20 protein-coding genes, 1 pseudogene and 1 riboswitch are annotated in these 17988 nt (G+C 66.6%); of the genes and pseudogenes, 13 read left to right on the top strand and 8 right to left on the bottom strand.

The annotated features are described in order from the left end of the window. The first annotated feature begins 42 nt into the window (after positions 1-42). The 5 genes from MPARV_RS0109225 to MPARV_RS0109205 all read left to right on the top strand — a co-directional run bounded on the left by MPARV_RS0109225 (position 43) and on the right by MPARV_RS0109205 (position 4259). Positions 43-1137 (top strand): aminotransferase class V-fold PLP-dependent enzyme, encoded by a 1095-nt coding sequence (locus MPARV_RS0109225; protein ID WP_031277975.1) that lies wholly within the window; start codon positions 43-45, stop codon positions 1135-1137. Continuing rightward, the gene (locus MPARV_RS0109220) at positions 1125-1373 is read left to right on the top strand and encodes a type II toxin-antitoxin system Phd/YefM family antitoxin (protein WP_031277972.1); all 249 of its coding nucleotides are present in this window, start codon (positions 1125-1127) and stop codon (positions 1371-1373) included. Before MPARV_RS0109225 ends, MPARV_RS0109220 begins: the two co-directional genes overlap by 13 nt. Then, entirely contained in the window at positions 1370-1627 is a 258-nt protein-coding gene (locus tag MPARV_RS0109215; RefSeq protein WP_020378027.1) for a type II toxin-antitoxin system RelE family toxin, read from the top strand. The genes MPARV_RS0109220 and MPARV_RS0109215 overlap by 4 nt, the downstream gene beginning before the upstream one ends. A gap of 28 nt (positions 1628-1655) precedes the next feature. After that, entirely contained in the window at positions 1656-2711 is a 1056-nt protein-coding gene (gene trpD, locus MPARV_RS0109210) for an anthranilate phosphoribosyltransferase (RefSeq protein WP_020378026.1), read from the top strand. 318 nt (positions 2712-3029) lie between these two features. Beyond that, positions 3030-4259, top strand: a complete 1230-nt coding sequence (locus tag MPARV_RS0109205; RefSeq protein WP_020378025.1) for an exonuclease/endonuclease/phosphatase family protein — start codon at positions 3030-3032, stop codon at positions 4257-4259. Between the two features lie 39 nt (positions 4260-4298). Here MPARV_RS0109205 and MPARV_RS0109200 read toward each other — a convergent pair whose 3' ends face one another. Continuing rightward, positions 4299-4712: a hypothetical protein gene (locus MPARV_RS0109200; protein WP_012229444.1), complete on the bottom strand. Its 414-nt coding sequence runs from the start codon at positions 4710-4712 to the stop codon at positions 4299-4301. Between the two features lie 74 nt (positions 4713-4786). Then, a riboswitch (Fluoride riboswitch) is annotated at positions 4787-4853 on the top strand. Positions 4854-4870: 17 nt separating this feature from the next. Here MPARV_RS0109200 and MPARV_RS0109195 point away from each other — a divergent pair. The 4 genes from MPARV_RS0109195 to MPARV_RS26040 all read left to right on the top strand — a co-directional run bounded on the left by MPARV_RS0109195 (position 4871) and on the right by MPARV_RS26040 (position 8409). Further along, positions 4871-6448, top strand: coding sequence for a dynamin family protein (locus tag MPARV_RS0109195; protein ID WP_020378024.1), 1578 nt, complete (start codon positions 4871-4873; stop codon positions 6446-6448). 37 nt (positions 6449-6485) lie between these two features. Then, entirely contained in the window at positions 6486-7760 is a 1275-nt protein-coding gene (gene eno, locus MPARV_RS0109190; RefSeq protein ID WP_031277965.1) for a phosphopyruvate hydratase, read from the top strand. 99 nt (positions 7761-7859) lie between these two features. Further along, positions 7860-8108 (top strand): addiction module protein, encoded by a 249-nt coding sequence (locus MPARV_RS0109185; protein ID WP_012229449.1) that lies wholly within the window; start codon positions 7860-7862, stop codon positions 8106-8108. Then, positions 8068-8409 carry a type II toxin-antitoxin system RelE/ParE family toxin gene (locus tag MPARV_RS26040; protein ID WP_012229450.1) on the top strand — a complete coding sequence of 114 codons (342 nt, stop codon included), beginning with the start codon at positions 8068-8070 and terminating at the stop codon, positions 8407-8409. Before MPARV_RS0109185 ends, MPARV_RS26040 begins: the two co-directional genes overlap by 41 nt. 70 nt (positions 8410-8479) lie before the next feature. On the opposite strand, the gene MPARV_RS0109180 is transcribed toward MPARV_RS26040, so the two are convergent. Then, the gene (locus MPARV_RS0109180; RefSeq protein WP_031277963.1) at positions 8480-9694 is read right to left on the bottom strand and encodes a cytochrome P450; all 1215 of its coding nucleotides are present in this window, start codon (positions 9692-9694) and stop codon (positions 8480-8482) included. Between the two features lie 44 nt (positions 9695-9738). On the opposite strand from MPARV_RS0109180, the gene MPARV_RS22565 reads away from it, so the two are divergent. Beyond that, complete coding sequence (locus MPARV_RS22565) at positions 9739-10347, top strand: TetR/AcrR family transcriptional regulator (protein ID WP_012229453.1); 609 nt, start codon at positions 9739-9741, stop codon at positions 10345-10347. A 43-nt stretch (positions 10348-10390) separates the two neighbouring features. Here MPARV_RS22565 and MPARV_RS21155 read toward each other — a convergent pair. Next, positions 10391-10800, bottom strand: a pseudogene (locus MPARV_RS21155) (VOC family protein). A gap of 524 nt (positions 10801-11324) precedes the next feature. Further along, a complete protein-coding gene (locus MPARV_RS0109165) occupies positions 11325-11726 on the bottom strand; it encodes a heavy metal-responsive transcriptional regulator (RefSeq protein WP_012229459.1) in 402 nt (133 codons plus the stop codon). Positions 11727-11780: 54 nt separating this feature from the next. On the opposite strand from MPARV_RS0109165, the gene MPARV_RS0109160 reads away from it, so the two are divergent. The 3 genes from MPARV_RS0109160 to MPARV_RS0109150 are packed head-to-tail and all read left to right on the top strand — an operon-like array spanning position 11781 to position 13843. Continuing rightward, positions 11781-12080, top strand: coding sequence for a hypothetical protein (locus MPARV_RS0109160; RefSeq protein ID WP_020378021.1), 300 nt, complete (start codon positions 11781-11783; stop codon positions 12078-12080). Continuing rightward, positions 12073-12396, top strand: coding sequence for a hypothetical protein (locus MPARV_RS24680; RefSeq protein WP_012229462.1), 324 nt, complete (start codon positions 12073-12075; stop codon positions 12394-12396). The genes MPARV_RS0109160 and MPARV_RS24680 overlap by 8 nt, the downstream gene beginning before the upstream one ends. Beyond that, positions 12389-13843, top strand: a complete 1455-nt coding sequence (locus tag MPARV_RS0109150; RefSeq protein ID WP_020378019.1) for a dihydrolipoyl dehydrogenase family protein — start codon at positions 12389-12391, stop codon at positions 13841-13843. The genes MPARV_RS24680 and MPARV_RS0109150 overlap by 8 nt, the downstream gene beginning before the upstream one ends. A gap of 428 nt (positions 13844-14271) precedes the next feature. Here the strand turns inward: MPARV_RS0109150 and MPARV_RS0109145 are convergent, their stop codons facing one another. From MPARV_RS0109145 to MPARV_RS0109130, 4 genes are read right to left on the bottom strand one after another with little or no spacing between them, the layout of a single operon-like run. Beyond that, positions 14272-14871: a class I SAM-dependent methyltransferase gene (locus MPARV_RS0109145; RefSeq protein WP_172636571.1), complete on the bottom strand. Its 600-nt coding sequence runs from the start codon at positions 14869-14871 to the stop codon at positions 14272-14274. Beyond that, on the bottom strand, positions 14765-15556 hold the full coding sequence (locus MPARV_RS23560; protein ID WP_012229465.1) for an adenylate/guanylate cyclase domain-containing protein: 792 nt from the start codon (positions 15554-15556) through the stop codon (positions 14765-14767). The genes MPARV_RS0109145 and MPARV_RS23560 overlap by 107 nt, the downstream gene beginning before the upstream one ends. Next, on the bottom strand, positions 15553-16029 hold the full coding sequence (gene lspA / locus MPARV_RS0109135; protein ID WP_012229467.1) for a signal peptidase II: 477 nt from the start codon (positions 16027-16029) through the stop codon (positions 15553-15555). Before lspA ends, MPARV_RS23560 begins: the two co-directional genes overlap by 4 nt. Continuing rightward, complete coding sequence (locus tag MPARV_RS0109130) at positions 16029-17945, bottom strand: heavy metal translocating P-type ATPase (RefSeq protein ID WP_012229468.1); 1917 nt, start codon at positions 17943-17945, stop codon at positions 16029-16031. Before MPARV_RS0109130 ends, lspA begins: the two co-directional genes overlap by 1 nt. Positions 17946-17988: the final 43 nt, after the last annotated feature.

Genomic DNA, 17988 nt, shown 5'->3' with positions numbered 1-17988 from the left:
AGCGAGCGGTGCTGATGCGTTCGCCATCTGGTTATCAGGTCCTTGCCCGGTATCGTTGGCTATGACACCTTCATCGGAGAGCGACGTGCTGCTGACCGCCTGTGGCGCTGCGACGCCGACCCCGGGGTGATCGACCGGATGGTCAGCCACCTGGCACGTGAGGCCGAGGTCGGTGGCTACGACTCCGCCGCCGAGCTGGTCGTGGCGCGTCGGAGGGTGGCGTCGCTGCTCGGGCTGGAGCACGGCAACGTCTCCCTGAGCGACTCGGGCACTTCCGCCACCGTGTCGCTGTTTCAAGCGATGGCTACGGCAGGTTCGAGCCCGTCCGGCGGTTTCATCGTCACCGACCCGAGGGAGTTCGGGCCCAACCACGAGCTGTTGCGGCGGCTGGCGGCCCGATCGGGTGCGGGCATTCGGTTGCTGGGTCTGACGCCGGAGGGGCGCCTCGACATCGATCAGCTGGGGCAGCTGGTGAGCGCTGGGCGGGTGGGCCTGGTTTGGCTCAGCCTGGCCCACGCCCATGCCGGTTCGACCAATGCGGTGTCCGAACTCGTCCGTGCGTTGGATGGCCGCCCGACAGAAACGTGGGTGGTGCTCGATGCATGCCAGTCCTTCGGGCAACTGGACGACGATCTGGCTGCACTCGACCCAGACGCGGTGATCGGGACGTCGCGCAAGTGGTTGCGTGGCCCTCGAGGGGTGCGGGCCACCCACGAGGCGATCGTCGAGCGGGCGGTTTGGCTTCGTCACGAGCTCGGGGAGTTGCCGGGATGGCGCATCATCGACGACCCGGCCACGGCCTCGGGCATCGTGTCGCTGGCGCCGAGCGGAGCGATCGGCACCCACGCCGACACGGTGGGGCGTACGCAGCGGGAACTGGCCGAACGCGGGGTGCGGGTCACGGCATCCCAGCTTCACCATGCCCCGATTGCGATGGAATCGCTCGGGGTCGGAGCCGCCTGGCGCCCCAAGCCGATCAGCCCTGGAATGACCTTCGCCGTGCGGTGGAGGTGCTCGGTCAAGCGACCGACTGACCGAGCCGGCTCGATCGTTGGGCCATACCGCGATGGACTTCGGCATCGACCTCATGTACATGTCAACCAACACAGATGTACGCTCTCGGTATGTCGAACGTAGGCGTTGCGGAAGCTCGAAAGAACCTTGCAAGCGTGATCGAGCGGGCTCAGCGCGAGCCGGTGGTGATCGCCCGCCGTGGCCGGGCTCAAGCAGTGGTGGTCAGCCCCGAACACTTCGATGCCATGCGCGAAGCCTTGGAGGAAATCGAGGACGCACGCGCGTTCGACGAGGCGATGGAGGAGGAGGGCGAGAACCTGCCGTGGGAGCAGGCGAAGGTCGACCTGGGCTGGGAGTGAGCTACCGGATCGAACTGCGGCCCGCAGCGGTTCGAGCGTTGCGAAAGGCCGATCATCAAGACCGTTCTCGCATCAAGGCAGCGATCGCGCTGCTTGCACGGGGTCCTCGACCGCCACGTGCGACGGCGCTGCGGGGACGCGATGGGTTTCGTGTGCGGGTGGGCGACTATCGAATTCTCTACACGATCAACGACGACATACTGCTGGTCGTCGTGGTAACCCTCGGGCACCGTCGCGAGGTTTATGACCGGTGATCAGCGGCGTTCCTCCTAGGATTGAGCTGTGAGCAACCTCTTCATTCACGGCGGCTGGCCGACCCTGTTGAGTCGGCTGGTCGACGGCTCCGACCTGACCACCGACGAGGGCCGCGACGCGATGGCGGTCGTGCTGGCCGGCGAGGCCACCGACGCCCAGCTGGCCGGGTTCCTGCTCGGCCTGCGGGGCAAGGGTGAGGCGGCGGCCGAGATGTCGGGCATGGTCGACGCCATGTTGGATGCTGCAGCGCCGCTCGAGCTGTCCCAGCACAACGTGATCGACATCGTCGGCACCGGTGGCTCGCCCCGCCGCCGTACTCGGGCGCTCAACGTGTCGACCGCCGCCAGCTTCGTGGCCGCGGGCGCCGGGGCCAAGGTGTGCAAGCACGGCAATCGCAGGGCCAGTTCGACCAGCGGATCGTCCGATGTGCTCGACGAGTTGGGCATCGCCGTCGAGCTCGACGGTCCCCAGGTGGCGGCGTGCGTCGCCCAGGTGGGCATCGCCTTCGCATTTGCCCGCATGTTTCATCCGGCGATGCGCCATGCCGCCACTGTGCGGGCCGAGCTGGGCATTCCGACCGTGTTCAACATGTTGGGCCCGATTGCTCACCCGGCCCGGCTGAAGCGAGCGGTGATCGGGGTGAGCGACCCGGCCCGGCTGGAGCTGCTCGCCGAGGTGATGCGCCGACGAGGGGTGGACCGCGTCTGGCTGGTTCACGGTCAGGACGGGCTGGACGAGCTGAGCACGTCGGCGCCTTCCCAGATCGTCGACGTCACCGCCGATCGCGTCGAGCGGCGCACGCTGCACCCGTCCGAGGTGGGCATCACCGAAGTGCCCGGCGATGAGATCGGCGGGGGAGACCCGGTCGAGAACGCCCGCATCATCACCGAGGTCCTCGCGGGGAAGCCGGGGCCGGATGCCGAGCTGATCCTATTGAACGCTGCGGCCGGCCTGGTCGTGTCAGGGCTCCACGATGACCTGGGCGAGGCGCTGGAAGCGGCACGTACCTCGATCGCCTCCGGCGCTGCCGAGCGCACCCTGACCGAGCTGCGTGCGGTGACCGCAGAACTCATCGCCGGCTGACGTCTCACAACAGCACACCAGGCGGTCAGAGCAGCGTCGGGTTGGTAACACTGCTCTGACCCGTGAAGCCGTGTGCCCCGAAAGACGCGCAGGACGAAACGATCGACCCGATCGGCTGCCAGGACCCCGGTCTAGAGTTCTGCACAAGGCGGGCCTCCGTGCCGGACTCGCCGGTTTCTACTTGAGCCGCCAGCAACGGTTGGCCAGCATCGCAAAGGGAATGCCATCTCCACTCGTCGAGTTCTGAGCCTGACAGTTGCAGCGGTCGGCGTAGCCGGTCTGATCGGTGCGACTGGCGGGACTGCCAGTGGAAGCCAGATGCCCGCTGCACCGACCTCCGGGCAGTTCCGGTCGCTGAGCTACAACGTGGCCGGGTTGCCCGAGGTGCTGTCGAGCTCGGAGCCCGCCATCAACACCCCGTTGATCAGCCCGTTGCTCAACGCCTACGACCTCGTACTGGTCCAGGAGGACTGGGCCAACCCGGATCCGCCGCTCGAGGGGACATCGGTCTTCCACGAGATCCTCGTCTCGCAGGTGGACCATGCCTACCGGTCCAACCCTCAGCCGGTACCCCTCGGTTCCGATCCGGCCCGACCCTCTGCGCTCCTGTCTGACGGGCTGAACCGCCTGTCGCGCTTTCCGTTCGGCCCACTGGAACGGGTGATGTGGCCCGACTGCTTCGGCGGAGGCGACACGAGCGATGGCGGCGCCGCCGACTGTCTGGCGACGAAGGGGTTCTCGGTGGCAACTACGGAACTGGCCCCTGGGGTGTCCGTCGACGTGTACAACCTGCACGGAGAGGCGGGCAACACCTCAATGGATCGCCAGTACCGGGCCGAAGGCTTTGCGGTCCTGGGGGAGTACATCGCCGACCGGTCCGCTGGAAACGCCGTGATCGTCGGGGGCGACTTCAACCTGCACAGCGATGACGACGCTGACCAGCAGATCCTGGCCGACCTGCTCGCAGCCACTGGCCTGACCGACACCCGCTCGGTGGTTGACGATGATCCCGGGTCCGATCAGATCGACAAGTTCCTCTTCCGCAACGGTGGCGGGTTGACACTGCAGCCGCTGACCCACGAGTTCGAGGCCACCACGTTCGTGCGGCCCAGCGATGGCGTTCCGCTGTCGGACCACGATCCACTCAGCGTCGACTTCGCCTGGACGTTCGATGCTCCTCCGCCCAGCACGACGGTCACCACGGTCACGACGGTCACGACGGTCACGACGGAGGGTCCGGTGGCCACGACGACCCCACCAACAGCCTCCCCTCCAACCACAACCACGGTCACGACGGCGTCCCCCGCCATAGCGACGGAGCCGTCGGCGCCAGTGAGTTCGGCGTCCACTGTCCCGGCGACCGCCCCAGCGGCTCCGGTGGCCGGGCCGTCTTCTCTACCGACCGTTGCTGCCCGGAACGCGCAGCCGGCGGCGGACCTCGCCCGGACGGGCTCCTCCACCGTGGTGCTTGCACTCTTCGGCGGTGCGTTGCTGGTGGCCGGTGCCGCACTGGCGATGTTCGGACGAGGTCGCCCCCGCCACAACTAGCCCAACGGTTGGAGTGCTCCCAGCGGACGAGGTGACCGCTCAGGCGCAGGCACCCGCCGCAACGGCCTTGTCGATGTCCCCTGCGCTTTTCACGACCTTGGGGCTGAGCGTCGATGGGCCGATCAGCCCGTCCTGGGACAAGTCGACGAGGCTTGCGGTGAACTTGATGGCCGCTTCGTAGGGGCCGAGCCGGGTGTAGGCGTCCTCGTAGGTGCGGTAGGCCAAATTGATCGCCAACAATTCCAACGGCAAATCGGTCGGCTTCTTGGCGCCCCGCTCAAGGAGAGGTTCGAGGAGGAACTCCTTGGGGGCTTCCGCTTGGTCGAGCGTCGGAGCAAGCACATTGCACAGCTGTTCGTTCGGCGATGAGCCGACGTCCTCGCTCATCGAACATCCGACGGCACCGATGACGACCACAGCGGCGAGAACCCGAGCCGCCCTGAAGGCGTTCATGTTTCGCAATCAGTAGTCATAGAGTTCCACCGTAACGAGACGACGCCTCCACATGGCGCCGCCGGGTAGGTTGGGCCGTTGGTGGCGATGGGGCTCGCCCTCAACTGCCGGACACCTCCGGCTGACGGTCCCTGCGAACGATCGAAAGGACGGTCTTCGTGGCAGCCGCATGCCCCAATCCACTCGAACCCGCCGAGGATGATGCGCTCGCTTCCGGCGACCATGCGGGTTCCGGCGCCGGTGCGGTCGATCTACTGGGTGCGGTCGGGTTGCTTCGCGAAGCTGCATCCGAGCTGGATGCGGTGCTCGAACGGCGTGCCGACGAGTTGGCCGAGCGCCTGAGCGAAGGCGATTTTCGCGTTGCGGTGTGCGGCGGGTTCAGCAATGGCAAGTCGTCGCTGATCAACGCCCTGATCGGCGAGGACCTCTTGCCCGTCGGCGTGTTGCCGGTGACCTCGATCGCCACCGAGGTGCGTCACGGGGCCACGGCCGCCCTGATCGAGTTGGACGACGGCACCCGTCGCTCCGTCGCCGTCACCGAGCTGGCGGCATGGGTGAGCGAGGCCAACAATCCCGACAACGCCAAGGGGGTCGCCCGGGTTCTTGTGGAGACGCCGGCACCCTTGTTGGAGCCGGGCGTGACGTTGGTGGACACCCCCGGGCTCGAGTCGATCTTCGAGCACAACGACACCACGGCGATGGCGACGATCCGCGACGCGGAGGGTGCGCTGGTGGTGCTGTCGGCCGATGCGCCGCTGACCGCCGCCGAGCGGCGCCTGCTTGACGTGGTTGCCGAGCGTGCCTCGGCCACGTTCTTCTCGCTCAACCGTGCGGACCACCTGAGCACCGCCGAGATCGACCAGGCCGTGTCGTTCGTGAGCGATGCGGTTGAGGCGGCGACCGGATCGGACCACCAGGTGTTTGCCACCTCGGCCCGACGCGCCATCGAGGCCCGGTCGAGCAGCGATCAAGCCGCCCGGGATGCGGGCACCGACGCCCTCCACCAGGCGCTGACGAACTTCGTCGACCGCGAACTGGTGGCGGTGCGACAGCAGGCGTTTGCCTTGGCGGTGCGTCGCCTTGCCGACGAACTGGCAGACGCCGACGCACTCACCACGGCGATAGCCGGGCTTGCCGCAGACGAGCTGGCCGACCGGATCGGTCGCTTCGAACGCGCCGCCGACCTCGCCGACTGGCTCGCCCGTCAGGGCGTCGCATCGGCCGAGTTCGCCGGACGGGTCCAGGCCCGTGCCGATGCGATTCGAGCTATCGCCGAGGAGACCTTCGGTGCTCGCCTGGCGCCGTTTCCCATTCCCGCCGTCGCCGACGAACCCGACCGGTTTTGGTACCTGTTCTTCCGGCCGGAGTTGCCCGACGCCCCGTTGTGGCGTGCGCTTCGCCTGCTGCTGCCTCATGGGTGGTTGCGGCGACGCCTGATCGCCGCTGCGCATCGGCGCCTGGTCGAGGAGCTCGACAAGCACGCCGGCCGGGCCCGCTCGACGTTGAGCGAGCGGCTCGCCGGCACCCACCGCCGCTTCGTCGACGAACTCAGCGGCCACGTGGAGGCCCTGATCGCAGACATCGGGCGCGCCACGCAGGCGACGCGTCGCCAATCGACCAGCGCCGAAGCACGAGCCGCCGCCGATCGTCAACGGCAGCAACGCCTGAGCGTTGCGCTCGGCGCCGCCTATGCCGCCACGGCACACCAACAGCGCACAGAAGCTCGCCGGCAATGACACCGATAGCGACACCAACATCAACCCAGGAGCAGCCATGACCCACCAGATCGCCGCCGTCAGCGCCCAGGAAATCCTCGGCTCACGAAGCCGCCCGACGCTGTCGGTCGCCGTCGATTTGGTCGGGGGAGCGGCGGGCACCGCCGGAGTGCCGTCGGGCGCATCGACCGGATCCCGCGAAGCGGTCGAACTTCGAGACGGCGACCCCGGCCGGTTCGGCGGCGAGGGCGTGCTCGGTGCCGTGGCCAACGTCAACGGCGAGATCGCCACGGCGCTCGACGGCCGGTCGTTTGAGTGCCTGGCCGACCTCGACCGGGCGCTGTGCGACCTCGACGGCACCGACACCAAGGGTCGCCTCGGCGCCAACGCGATCGTCGGTGTGTCGATGGCAGCGGCGCGGGCGATGGCCACCGCCGACCAGGTGCCCCTGCATGAGTGGCTTGCACCGGCCGGGGTGCAACCCCGTTTGCCGGTGCCCTGCTTCAACGTGATCAACGGCGGCCGTCACGCCGCCAACGCGCTCCAACCCCAGGAGTTCATGATCTGTCCGATCGGCGTGCCCAGCTTCGCCGAGGCGCTGCGCGCCGGCGCCGAAATCTACGCTGCGCTGCGATCGAGGCTCGGTGCCTCGGGCCTGGCGATCGGCCTCGGCGACGAGGGCGGCTTCGCGCCGGAGCTGCACACCATCGAACATGCCCTCGACCTCATCGTCGACGCGATCGGCGATGCCGGCTACAGCACCGGCACCGATGGCGTCGCCATCGCCCTCGATCCCGCAGCGAGCGAGTTCTGCAACGAGAACGGCACCTACCAGCTGAGCCTGGACGATCCGGCCCTCACCGGCAGCGAGCTGATCGACCGGTGGGAGAACCTCATCGGCCGCTACCCGATCTGGTCGATCGAGGACGGCCTGGACGAGGGGGACGATGACGGCTGGAAGCTGCTCACCACACGGCTGGGCGATCGGATCCAGCTGGTCGGCGACGACAACTTCGTCACCAACCCGGCGATCATCACCGACGCCATCGCCGGCGGCATCGCCAACGCTGCGCTGATCAAGCTCAACCAGGTGGGGACCGTCACCGAGACGCTCGCCGCCATGGCCGTTTGCCGCGAGGCCGGCTACGCGCAGATGATCTCGCACCGGTCAGGGGAGACCACCGACGCCTTCATCGCCGACCTCGCCGTCGCCACCGGGTGCGGCCAGATCAAGTCCGGCGCGCCCGCCCGAGGGGAGCGCGTCGCCAAGTACAACCGGCTGCTCGCCATCGAGCGGGACAACCCGGGCCTTGGGTTCGGCCTGGCTCGGTGACGTAGGTTCGGCGCTCCGACGAAGGTCGCCCCGACATTCCTCCCGAGTCTCATCCCCGTTTGCCGGGTCATCGCAACACGGCCGGGGTACGATTGCACCATGTCGGATGCACCCGAGTTGCTCCTGGAACAAGCTTTGGAGCTCTCGCCTTCCGAGCGCGCGCAGCTCGCATCGGGGCTGTTGGCAAGCCTCGACGACTCGGTGGCGGACGGCTCGTTGGTCGAGCAGCTCTGGTCCGAGGAGACTGCACGACGCGCCTCGCAGATCGCCGCCACTAGCGTGAACCTCGCTAGCTGGGATCAAGTAGTTGAACGGGTTAACGGTCTCCGGTCGTCGTCTGCGGAGTGAGTTCCACCCGTCTGCCGAGGATGACCTCACTGAAGCCTGGTCCTGGTACGAAGAGCAGCAGCCGGGATTGGGCGACCGCTTCCTTGATGCAGTCAGGGCTGCGCTGGACAACGTGGCACAGTGGCCAAACTCCGGAACATCGGCAATCGAAGATCCTGACGGCGGCATCGTAGAGAGGCGGGTCGCCACTTGGACGTTCCCGTACGCCATCCGCTACCGGACGATCGGTGAGTCAATCGTAGTTATGGCCATCTACCACCAACGCCGGCACCCTGATTTCGGCACCGACCGGACTCCCTGATCACGCGTTGGGACCGTCGGCCACAGCTGAGGAGACCTGACGTTTGGTTATCGCTTTCAACGTCTACCGATTAGGCGGGAGCGAAGCCGTGGGCCGGAAGGCTCACGAAGCCGCGTACGAACGGCGAGCGGTGACGCTCGGCGGCAGGCACGTCGACGCTGATATCCGGGTGGAGCGCCAACAGCTCCTCGAAGGAGACCCGTGCCTGCAGGCGGGCCAGGTGGCTGCCGATGCAGAAGTGCGGTCCGCTGCTGAAGGCCAGATGCCGGGGAATGTCCCGGCGCACGTCGAGCTGGTCGGCGGCGTCGCCGAACTCGCGTGGGTCCCGGTTGGCCGAGCCGTAGAGCATCATCACCTTTTCCCCCGCAGGGATGGTGGTGCCTCTGATCGTGACGTCCTGAATCGTCGTCCGGCACAGCCCCTGCACGGATGACTCGAGCCGGAGGAACTCGATGAGCGCGTTGGAGATCAGTGCCGGGTCGTCGAGGAGCAGGGCGCGCTGGTCGGGACGGTCGGTCAAGAGGGCGATGCCGTGGGAGATGAGCGACGCGGTCGTGTCGCTGCCGCCGGCGACCACGACGAAGCAGAAGCCGAGGATGTCCCAGTCGGTAAGGCGTTCCCCTTCGATCTCGGCGGCGACCAGGGCGCCGATCAGGTCGTCGGCGGGTTCGCTTCGGCGTGCTTTGATCTGCTCGCTGAAGTAGCCGAGCATCTCGGCCACCGCACCCTTGCCGTCGAGCTGTCCGATGCGCAGGCCGTCGTTCTGGATGGAGGTGAGCGCCTGCACCCAGGGCCCGAAGCGGTGGCGGTCCTCCTCGGCGAGGCCGAAGAGCTCGGCGAGCACGTAGGTGGGGATCGTGCTGGAGAACTCCTGGTGCAGGTCGACGTCCTCGCCGTCGGCGGCGCGTTCGCCCAGCTCGGTCAGCCGGCGGCGGGCGAAGTTGCGGATGATGTCTTCGAGTTCCGTCACCCGTCGCGACGTGAACCCGCGTCCGATCAGCGCCCGGCGCTGGGTGTGCACCGGCGGGTCGAGCATCACCAGGTTGGGCGGGAGGTTCAGCTGGTCGATCTCGTCGGGGTAGAACGTCAGGCCCTGAGCCGAGGAGAAGTCCTTTTGGCTGCGCACCGCGGCCCAGATGTCGGTGAACCGTGACAGCGCCCAGAAGGACGGAACCTCATCGGTGCCGGCGTAGTGGTGCACCGGGTCCTCGTCGCGCAGATGGGCGTAGGTGGGGTAGGGGTCCTCAAGGAAGTCGAGGTCCACTGGGTCGTAGCTCAGGGTCATGTAACAGCCTTTGTTAATAACAGGGACTGTTAGTATGCGTCCCCGTGGCCCGCGACGCAACCGAAACCCGAAACAAGCTGATCCGCGCAGGCGAACAGCGCTTTGCCCGCAACGGCGTGGACGGCGCAACGCTGCGCGACATCGTGCGGGCCGCCGGCCAGGCCAACGACGCTGCGGTCGGATACCACTTCGGTTCCCGCGACGGTCTCGTTCGGGCGATCGTCGATCGGCACATGGAGGCGATGGAGGCCCAACGGAGCCAGACGCTGGAGACCCTGGGTGACGCCGACCTGGTCGATGTGGTCGAAATGGTGGTGCTGCCGATCGCCGAGCTGCTCACCTCACCCGAGGGCCGCGACTTCCTCCGCATCGCTGCGCAGCTGGCCGAGTTCTCCGGCGTCCGGGCGGCGCAACCGTCGACCGACATCGAAGACACTGCCCTCGCCGCACAGCTGGGCCGGCTCGAGACCCTGATCGCAGAACGCATCGGCCGTCAACGGGCCCGCGAGCGGGTGGCCTCGCTGGTGACGTTCCTTACTGCAAGCCTGGCCGAACGGGCCCGTGCCATCGAGCGCGCACCCGGGCCGGCCACGGACCGCCAGCGCTACGTCGGGGAGCTGGTCGCCATGCTGGCCGCAGCGATGGCGGCCTGAATCGAGTGGGGCCGTCGGATCCGCGGGAGGGCGGTCGCCGCGCTCAGCCCACCCTCGGTTTGGTCCACCACATCTCGAGCTGGATCTGGTCGGGGTCACGGAAGACGAGCGCCGAGCCCGACGCGGTGTCTTCAACCGGGGAATGCTCGACACCTAGGTCGGCGAGGCGCGCCTGCCAGGCGTCGAGCGCCTCGCGGTTGTCGACTGCGAAGCCCACATGGTCGAGGCCGGTCCGGCGCTCGTCGAAGGGTCCGTCCGGGGCCCCTGATGTTGGTTGAGCCCGATCACGAGGCCCGAGGCCTCGTGGAACAGCACGATCATCGTTCGGGTTGGCAGGTCGACACGATGCAGGCGACGAAGGTCGAGCACCCGCTCGTACCACGTGGCACTGGCATCGACGTCGGATACCGACAGGTCGAGGTGGCTGATACCGGTGAACGAGGTCGTCTCCATGGCGTTCCTTCCGCTGAGAATTCCGACCGTACAGATGGAATGAACGCCATGGAAGCCGATCCGGGCAGGATCAATGCCCCAGGCGACCAAGGCGTGATCGTGATCATTCATGAAGGCGTCCGGCTCGCACAGCCAAACCCAGCCCCCGGGCGCGCGTCCTCTTGGTGGCAGGGGCAGAATTTGAACCTGCGACCTTCGGGTTATGAGCCCTCAGATCGCCCTTCCAGCCCGTACCAACCAGTCCCGGATCGTGCCCCCACGTTGGGATCTGAGCCCTCACTGTACCTCGGCCGTGTCGTCGCGTGAACCCCCGTACCGCGTCGCACAGTAGAAGGAACAGTAGAAGAACCCGTGGTGAGTACGGGCCAGACCAGGGTTCCGACCAGGGCGCGACTGCGGGGCTCCTGACGATCGTCCAGCCGGTGCGCCGGGTGCTTTGGTCGGCGGCCAGATCGACCTTCGGGTTTGCGCTGTCCGCGCTCTCGACCGCTGGTCACTTTGCGCAATCGAACGACTGCGGGCTGTCAGCTACCGGTGTTCAGGATGTGGCAGATGTCGGTGTCGGTGCAGTCGGCAGGGTTGAGGTGGTGGCTGCGTTCGATGAGTGCCTCGATCTCTGTTTCCAGAGCGGCGAGTTGACGTCGGCGAACCTTGACTCCTTCGAGCTTGGACTCGAGTAGTTCGGTGACGTGGGTGCACGGAGCGGTTCCTTCGTCTCGAGTCGCGACGATCCCGCCGATCTCGGCCAAGGTCAGCCCTGCGGTCTGGGCCGAGCGGATGAACCGCAGTCGGGCGAGTGCCTGTTCGTCGTAGATCCGATAGCCGTTCTTCGCCCGGGCTGGTTCGGGTAGGAGTCCTCTTCGTTCGTAGAACCGAACTGTCTCGGTTGGCACATCGAGTGCGTCGGCGAGTTCTCCGATGAGCATTCCGCCATTGTAGACCTTGACCTTGATCCGTGGATCAAGGTTTACGGTGAGCGCATGGATATCACGTTGCTCTACCTCGAGGACTGCCCGAACTGGAAGATCGCGGAGGGTCACTTGAGGGTGCTGGCTCAGGAGGCGCCCGACTTGAGGATCTCGCATCATCTGGTCGACACCCCTGAAGAGGCCGAACGGGTCGGGTTCCGCGGGTCACCCAGCATTCTGCTCGAAGGGGTCGACGTCTTCGCCGATCCCGACGGCGCCGTCGGACTGTCCTGTCGCGTGTATCAGACCCCCGCCGGACCCGCAGGGTCACCGACACTCGATCAGCTCAGAGAAGCACTCGCTGATGACTGATCGCTCGTCGCCTGCCTCACTGGCCGGACTCCTCGCTGTTGGGCTCGGAGTCTGTTGCGGCATACCGGTCCTGGCGTCGCTCGGTGTGCTCGGAGCGATCGCAGGCTCGTCGACGCGAAGCTGGTTCCTCGTCGCCATCGGCGTCACCGCAGTTGCGATCGAGTCCTGGCGCTGGTGGCACCGTCGCGCACCCCGCCGGCAGAGCAACGACACGCCATCCTCGAACACCCCGGACCACCTGACCCACCTGACCCACCTGACCCTCGCGGGGATCGGTGTGCACCCCGGGAGAGCGGGTCGGCGTTCAGATGAGTGAGACCTTCGACCTGATCGTGATCGGTGCCGGCATGGCTGGTGTCGCCGCCGCCGAGAAGTGCGCCTCGCGTGGTTGGCGGGTAGCGATCGTCGACGCTTTGCCGTATGGGGGCACATGCGCGCTGCGTGGATGTGACCCCAAGAAGATCCTGCGCCGCGGCGCGGAGGTCATCGATGCCGCCCGACTGATGCGCGGCAAAGGCATCGACGACGACGGGCTGTCCATCAACTGGACCGACCTGATGACACACAAGCACGGCTTCACCGACCCGGTTCCCCAGGCCATGGAACGGGGTCTGCGCTCCAGCGGCGTGGAAACACTCCATGGAACAGCGGCGTTCACCGACCCCAACCGGATCGTCGTCGACGGCGCCGCGTACGAGTCGCAGCGATTCCTGATCGCTGCCGGGGCGAAACCACGGCCGATGGATTTCCCGGGAGCCGAGCATCTCATCGACAGCACCGAGTTCCTCAACCTCGCCGAACGGCCCCGACGTGTGCTGTTCGTGGGTGGAGGCTTCATCTCCTTCGAGTTCGCGCACATCGCAGCGCGGGCCGGTTCGGCACCAGTGATCATCGACCGCGGCGAACGACCACTCAAGGGGTTCGATCCCGACCTCGTCGCGCAACTGGTCAAACGCAGCACCGATACCGGCATCACCGTGAAGAGCAAAACCGCCATCACCTCGATCGAACCCGCCGACAGCGGATACCTCGTAACCGTCGAACAAGCCGGACACGACGAGATTCACCAGACCGATCTGGTGGTTCACGGCGCAGGCCGTGTCCCGGAGCTCTCCCGACTCGATCTCGACGCCGCCGGCATCGCGCACAGCACCAAAGGTGTCACCGTCGCCGGCCATCTGCAGAGCACAACCAACCCCGCGGTGTTCGCCGCGGGCGACTCTGCGGACACGCCCGGGTTGGCGCTCACCCCCGTAGCGGTGTTCGAAGGCAAGGTCGCCGCGTCCAACATGATCAACGACACGACGACCGTGCCCGACTACACCGGCGTGCCCACCACGGTGTTCACCATCCCCGAACTCGCCCGCGTCGGCCTCCTCGAACACGAAGCCGTAGCGAGAGACATCGACGTTGACGTCCGCTACAACGACACCAGCGGCTGGTACTCGAACTACCGGATCGGCGAAACCACCGCCGCGGCAAAGATCCTCATCGACCGCTCAACCGACCGCATCGTCGGCGCCCACCTCCTCGGCCCAGGTTACGCAGAACTGATCAACATCCTCGGGCTCGCCATGAAAGCCGACCTCACCAGCCGCCAACTGAAATCGATGACGGCCAGCTACCCCAGCGTCAGCTCCGACCTCGGCTCGATGCTGTGCGCGAGTGACCAACAACGAGTACGCACCGCTCAATCGTGCGAACGTGTCGATCGCCTTGTAGTCGAACTCCCACCGGCACCGACTCCCGATACGAAGCCCTGAAGCCGTGGGGAGAGGGCGCTGGCGTAGATTGGCCCACACTTCCGATTCACCCACCTCATACAGGGCGTGGAGGGCGATGGCCTTTTGACCACTAGCAGCCGGCCTCCTTTGCCGACTTGGCGATACGCGAAGACCATCGGCAGGTCGTGGTACCGGAGGAGACGGGAGCCAGGCCGCTCGTCTCCAACAGGGTCGTCGAGCCGCCGAATGGCCTTCTCGTCATCGAACAGCTCGATGGGGCGCTCCTCGGCCCGCCCAGCGATGACGCAGTAGCGGCCACGGTAACGCGTTGGTGTTCCAACGATCGCGTTGATCGCCGGGGGTCGTGTCCGTGAGCGACTTCGTGATCCGAACTCCAATGGTGCCAACCCGTTCGCCCGGAAGTGCGCCCCTTCCCGCCCCAGCCGATCACGTCCGGCCTGCTCGACTCAGCTGTCGTGGTTTGTGGCGACGCCGATGACGAAGTCGCCGAAGAATCGTGTGGTGGCGCGGTCGCCCACATGCAGGTGTTGGGTTTCGAGTTCGTGCACGAAGCCGAATGCTCCGAATCGGTCGTGCTCTGGGTGTTCGAGGAAGGTGCGGTAGCTCCAGCGGGCTAGCGCATGGCTGGTGACCTCTTCGAAGTAGAAGCGGCCGCTGGGGCGAATCACTCGGTGCACTTCTTCGATGGATGCGCGCCAGTTGGGGATGTGGTGGATGATCCCGAAGTCGAATACGGCGTCGAAGGAGTCGTCGGGAGCATCGATGTGTTCGGCGTCGCCGGTTCTCAGAGCCACCTTGTCGCCGTGATCGCGAAGACGCTCTCGGGCGCGATCGATCATGGCGGGGTCGAGGTCGATCGCTGTGACGTGGGCGGCGCCGAACTGTTCGAGGATGATCTGCGTGCCGACGCCCTGGCCGCACCCGATCTCGAGCACATGTTCACCGTCGACGGTCCCACCGAGACGTTTCAGGAGTGGAGCCTCGTACCTTCTCTGGATGGCTGCCCTCACCGGGTTGTTCATCAGGGCCTTCTCTATGCTGTTCATTCTCATCGGGTTCTCCTGTCTCGGGGGCGGCCAGGGGGTGAGTGGCCTGCCCGCCGTAAGTACGGTCGAACGTGTTGACGCAGGTCACCGAGCAGAAGTGGTATTCGTTCCCGCCTTGGGTGCGGGTCGCGGCGGCTAGCGTGCGTTCGACGGCCATGCGGCAGATTGGGTCGATGACTCGGTTGGGCTCGGCTGGGCAGGGAGTGACGGAGAAGACTTCGACGGGTTCGGTGATGCCGCGAAGGCGTTGAGCCCCCAGCTGCTCAACCTTCATGCCGGCTCCGGCAGCGGCCGTGACCACCGTGTCTGTGGTGAGAACGTCACCTGGCCCGGCAAGGGCAGCCAGGCGAGCTGCGATGTTGACGGTGGTGCCGAACCAGTCGTCGTGGCGCTCGACGACTGGCCCGTGGTGCAGGCCCATACGCAGGAGCGGGAACGCGGATTCATGATCGGCGCGGTCGCAGATTCGTCCTGCCAGCGCGAGTGCGTTGTGGGGCTTGTGGCACACGATCATGACGGCGTCGCCGAGTCCCTTGACGAGTTGATCGGTAGACCCGAGTGAGCTGGTGGTGAGCTCGACGAGCCGCTCCGCCAGATCGGCAGCGGTGTGGTCGCCGTGAGTGACCGTGGCAACTGTGAAGTCGACCAAGTCGATGAAGAGAACCGTTCGTTCTGACTCGCTCACGATTCCGAGGCCTGTTCCGCTGGGGCGCGAAGGGTCGTCAGCACGAGGGCAGCGGCACCGCAGACAATCGCGACGTCGGCGAGATTGAAGGTGGGCCACCAGCCGGTGTGGAGCATGTCGACGACAGTGCCCGCCTGGACGCGGTCTGCGACGTTGGCAATCGCCCCGCCGACGACGACGCCGGCTGCTACGGAGCTGGCGAACACGCCCCTCCACGCGACCGTCGCGATCACCACAGCCACACCGCCGGTGAGGGCGACGATGAGCCACGTGGGAGCGTTGTTGCCGAGCGAGAACGCCATACCGGTGTTGTACGCGAGCCGTAGGTCGAGCGGTCCGGGCAGATCGATGCCTTCAGCGGTGAGATAGGCACTGGACGCGGCTTTCGAGAGCAGGTCGATCGCAACCACTGCGCCAGCGGCAACGACGATGCGCAGACGCTGTCTTCCGAGATCGGATCCGGTGGGGTTCATCACCTGCGGGCCAGTCGGAGGCCGTTGGCGATCACGGCCAGCTCGGAGAGCTCGTGGGCCAGCACAGCAATGGGCAAGGTGAAGACGCCGATCAGGGCACCCGGGACGAGGATTGCCGGGATCACGAGGCCTAGCGCGATGTTCTGGGCGACTATGCGGCGGGTGCGTCGCCCGATCCGGACCGCTTCGGTGAGCTTGGACAGGTCGTCGGCCATGAGCGCAACGTCGGCGGTTTCGAGGGCGACGTCGCTGCCGGCGGTACCCATGGCGATACCGACCGACGCAGCGGCGAGCGCGGGTGCGTCGTTGACCCCGTCGCCGACCATGCCGACATGACCATGAGCAGCGAGCTCGGCGACAAGCCGGGACTTGTCCTCGGGCTTGAGGTGGGCTCGCACATCGTCGATCCCGACCTCCGAGGCGATGGCTTCACCGGTGCGGGCGTTGTCTCCGGTCAGCATGACGATGTGGTCGACACCGTTACGGCGCAGTTCACTGATTGCGTCACGGGCTTGAGGGCGCACCACATCAGCGATCCCGACCACACCGACGACTCGATCATCGACCGCTGCGACGATCGCGGTCCGTCCGGCTCGTTCGAGGTTCTCGATCTGGCCTCGGAGCCCGTCGAGTGCGAGCCCACGATCGTCCATCAGGGCCGGGGAGCCGACGAGGTAGAGACGGCCGTTGCTGGAGGCTCGGGCACCGGCGCCAACAAGCGTTTCGAACGTTTCGCTGGAAGGGATGGACAAGTCGAGCTCGGCGCTGCGGACCATGACGGCGCTAGCGAGCGGATGCTCGGAGCGCTGTTCGACCACTGCGGCGGCAGTGAGCACAGACCGTTCGTCGTGACCGTCAGCCGGGACCACGTCGACCACGCGAGGCTCACCTTGAGTGATGGTGCCGGTCTTGTCCATGGCCAGTGCGGTGAGCCGGGCCAGTTCCTCCAGGTAGATGCCTCCCTTGATGAGTATGCCTTTGCGGCTGGCGTTGCCGATGGCGGCGACATAACTGATCGGAATGGAGATCACCAGCGCGCACGGCGCAGCCGCCACGATCACCGTCGCCGCCCGACCCACCCACTCGGACCAGTCACCGGTCAGCATGCCGCCACCGAACGCTACAAGCACACCGACGAGCAGCACCGCCGGGGAGTAGATGCGCGCGAACCGGCTCATGAACTGCTCACCACGGCCCTTTTGCTCTTGGGCCTCGCTGACAAGGTGCACGATCTTGGCCAGCGTGTTGTCCTCGGCCGTCGCGGTCGCTTCCACCACGACCGCGCCGGTGGTGTTCAACGTTCCCGCGAACACCTTGTCGCCGACCTGCTTCTCGACCGGCACCGACTCACCCGTGATCGCCGCCTCGTTCAGAGCGCTGTAACCGTCGACGATCGTGCCGTCGGTCCCGACGCCTTCACCAGGCCGCACCAGGAACTGGTCACCGATTGCGAGGTCCCCAACGTCGATCTCTTCCTGAACACCGTCACGGACGCGGGTGACCTGCTTGGGAGCGAGGTCCATCAGCGCTCGAATGGCATTGCGAGTGCGGTCCTCAGTGAACTCCTCGAGCGCTTCGGAGATCGAATACAAGAACGCGAGGGTCGCGGCCTCGCCCCACTCACCCAGGCCGCCCGCAGCAAGGGTGCCCACCGTCATCAACAGCTCGATGCCGATCCGCCGTTCGCGCCACAGCTCTTCGATCGCTTCGAGCGCGAAGAACCGCAGCCCCGCTACCGTCGACGCCGCATAGATGCCAGTGACAACACCGGTCGGGACCTCAACGCGACCGGCGAGGAACCCCACGGCGAGCAGCAGCCCAGCGAGCGCCGACCAGCGCACCTCGCGGCTCTCCCAGGGATGCTCCACCCCGTCGTCCACATCGACATCGGCGAGATCGGCGGTAGCGCTGTTCATCGCGGACCACCAGTCTCGCGAGACAGAGAAAGACCGTCACCCG

The sequence above is a fragment of the Candidatus Microthrix parvicella Bio17-1 genome, assembly GCF_000299415.1.
GTDB classification, from domain to species: domain Bacteria; phylum Actinomycetota; class Acidimicrobiia; order Acidimicrobiales; family Microtrichaceae; genus Microthrix; species Microthrix parvicella.
The sequence above is the reverse complement of the archived record's forward strand: the minus strand, read 5'-3'. Positions and strand labels throughout refer to the sequence as shown.

What these genes read in the sequence shown, in the direction of transcription:
- MPARV_RS0109220 (WP_031277972.1), top strand. Translation starts at nt 1,125, where the DNA reads ATGTCGAACGTAGGCGTTGCGGAAGCTCGAAAGAACCTTGCAAGCGTG.
- MPARV_RS0109205 (WP_020378025.1), top strand. Translation starts at nt 3,030, where the DNA reads ATGCCCGCTGCACCGACCTCCGGGCAGTTCCGGTCGCTGAGCTACAAC.
- MPARV_RS0109200 (WP_012229444.1), bottom strand. Translation starts at nt 4,712, where the DNA reads ATGAACGCCTTCAGGGCGGCTCGGGTTCTCGCCGCTGTGGTCGTCATC.
- eno (WP_031277965.1), top strand. Translation starts at nt 6,486, where the DNA reads ATGACCCACCAGATCGCCGCCGTCAGCGCCCAGGAAATCCTCGGCTCA.
- MPARV_RS0109185 (WP_012229449.1), top strand. Translation starts at nt 7,860, where the DNA reads ATGTCGGATGCACCCGAGTTGCTCCTGGAACAAGCTTTGGAGCTCTCG.
- MPARV_RS0109180 (WP_031277963.1), bottom strand. Translation starts at nt 9,694, where the DNA reads ATGACCCTGAGCTACGACCCAGTGGACCTCGACTTCCTTGAGGACCCC.
- MPARV_RS0109165 (WP_012229459.1), bottom strand. Translation starts at nt 11,726, where the DNA reads ATGCTCATCGGAGAACTCGCCGACGCACTCGATGTGCCAACCGAGACA.
- MPARV_RS0109160 (WP_020378021.1), top strand. Translation starts at nt 11,781, where the DNA reads ATGGATATCACGTTGCTCTACCTCGAGGACTGCCCGAACTGGAAGATC.
- MPARV_RS24680 (WP_012229462.1), top strand. Translation starts at nt 12,073, where the DNA reads ATGACTGATCGCTCGTCGCCTGCCTCACTGGCCGGACTCCTCGCTGTT.
- MPARV_RS0109150 (WP_020378019.1), top strand. Translation starts at nt 12,389, where the DNA reads ATGAGTGAGACCTTCGACCTGATCGTGATCGGTGCCGGCATGGCTGGT.
- MPARV_RS0109145 (WP_172636571.1), bottom strand. Translation starts at nt 14,871, where the DNA reads ATGAACAGCATAGAGAAGGCCCTGATGAACAACCCGGTGAGGGCAGCC.
- lspA (WP_012229467.1), bottom strand. Translation starts at nt 16,029, where the DNA reads ATGAACCCCACCGGATCCGATCTCGGAAGACAGCGTCTGCGCATCGTC.
- MPARV_RS0109130 (WP_012229468.1), bottom strand. Translation starts at nt 17,945, where the DNA reads ATGAACAGCGCTACCGCCGATCTCGCCGATGTCGATGTGGACGACGGG.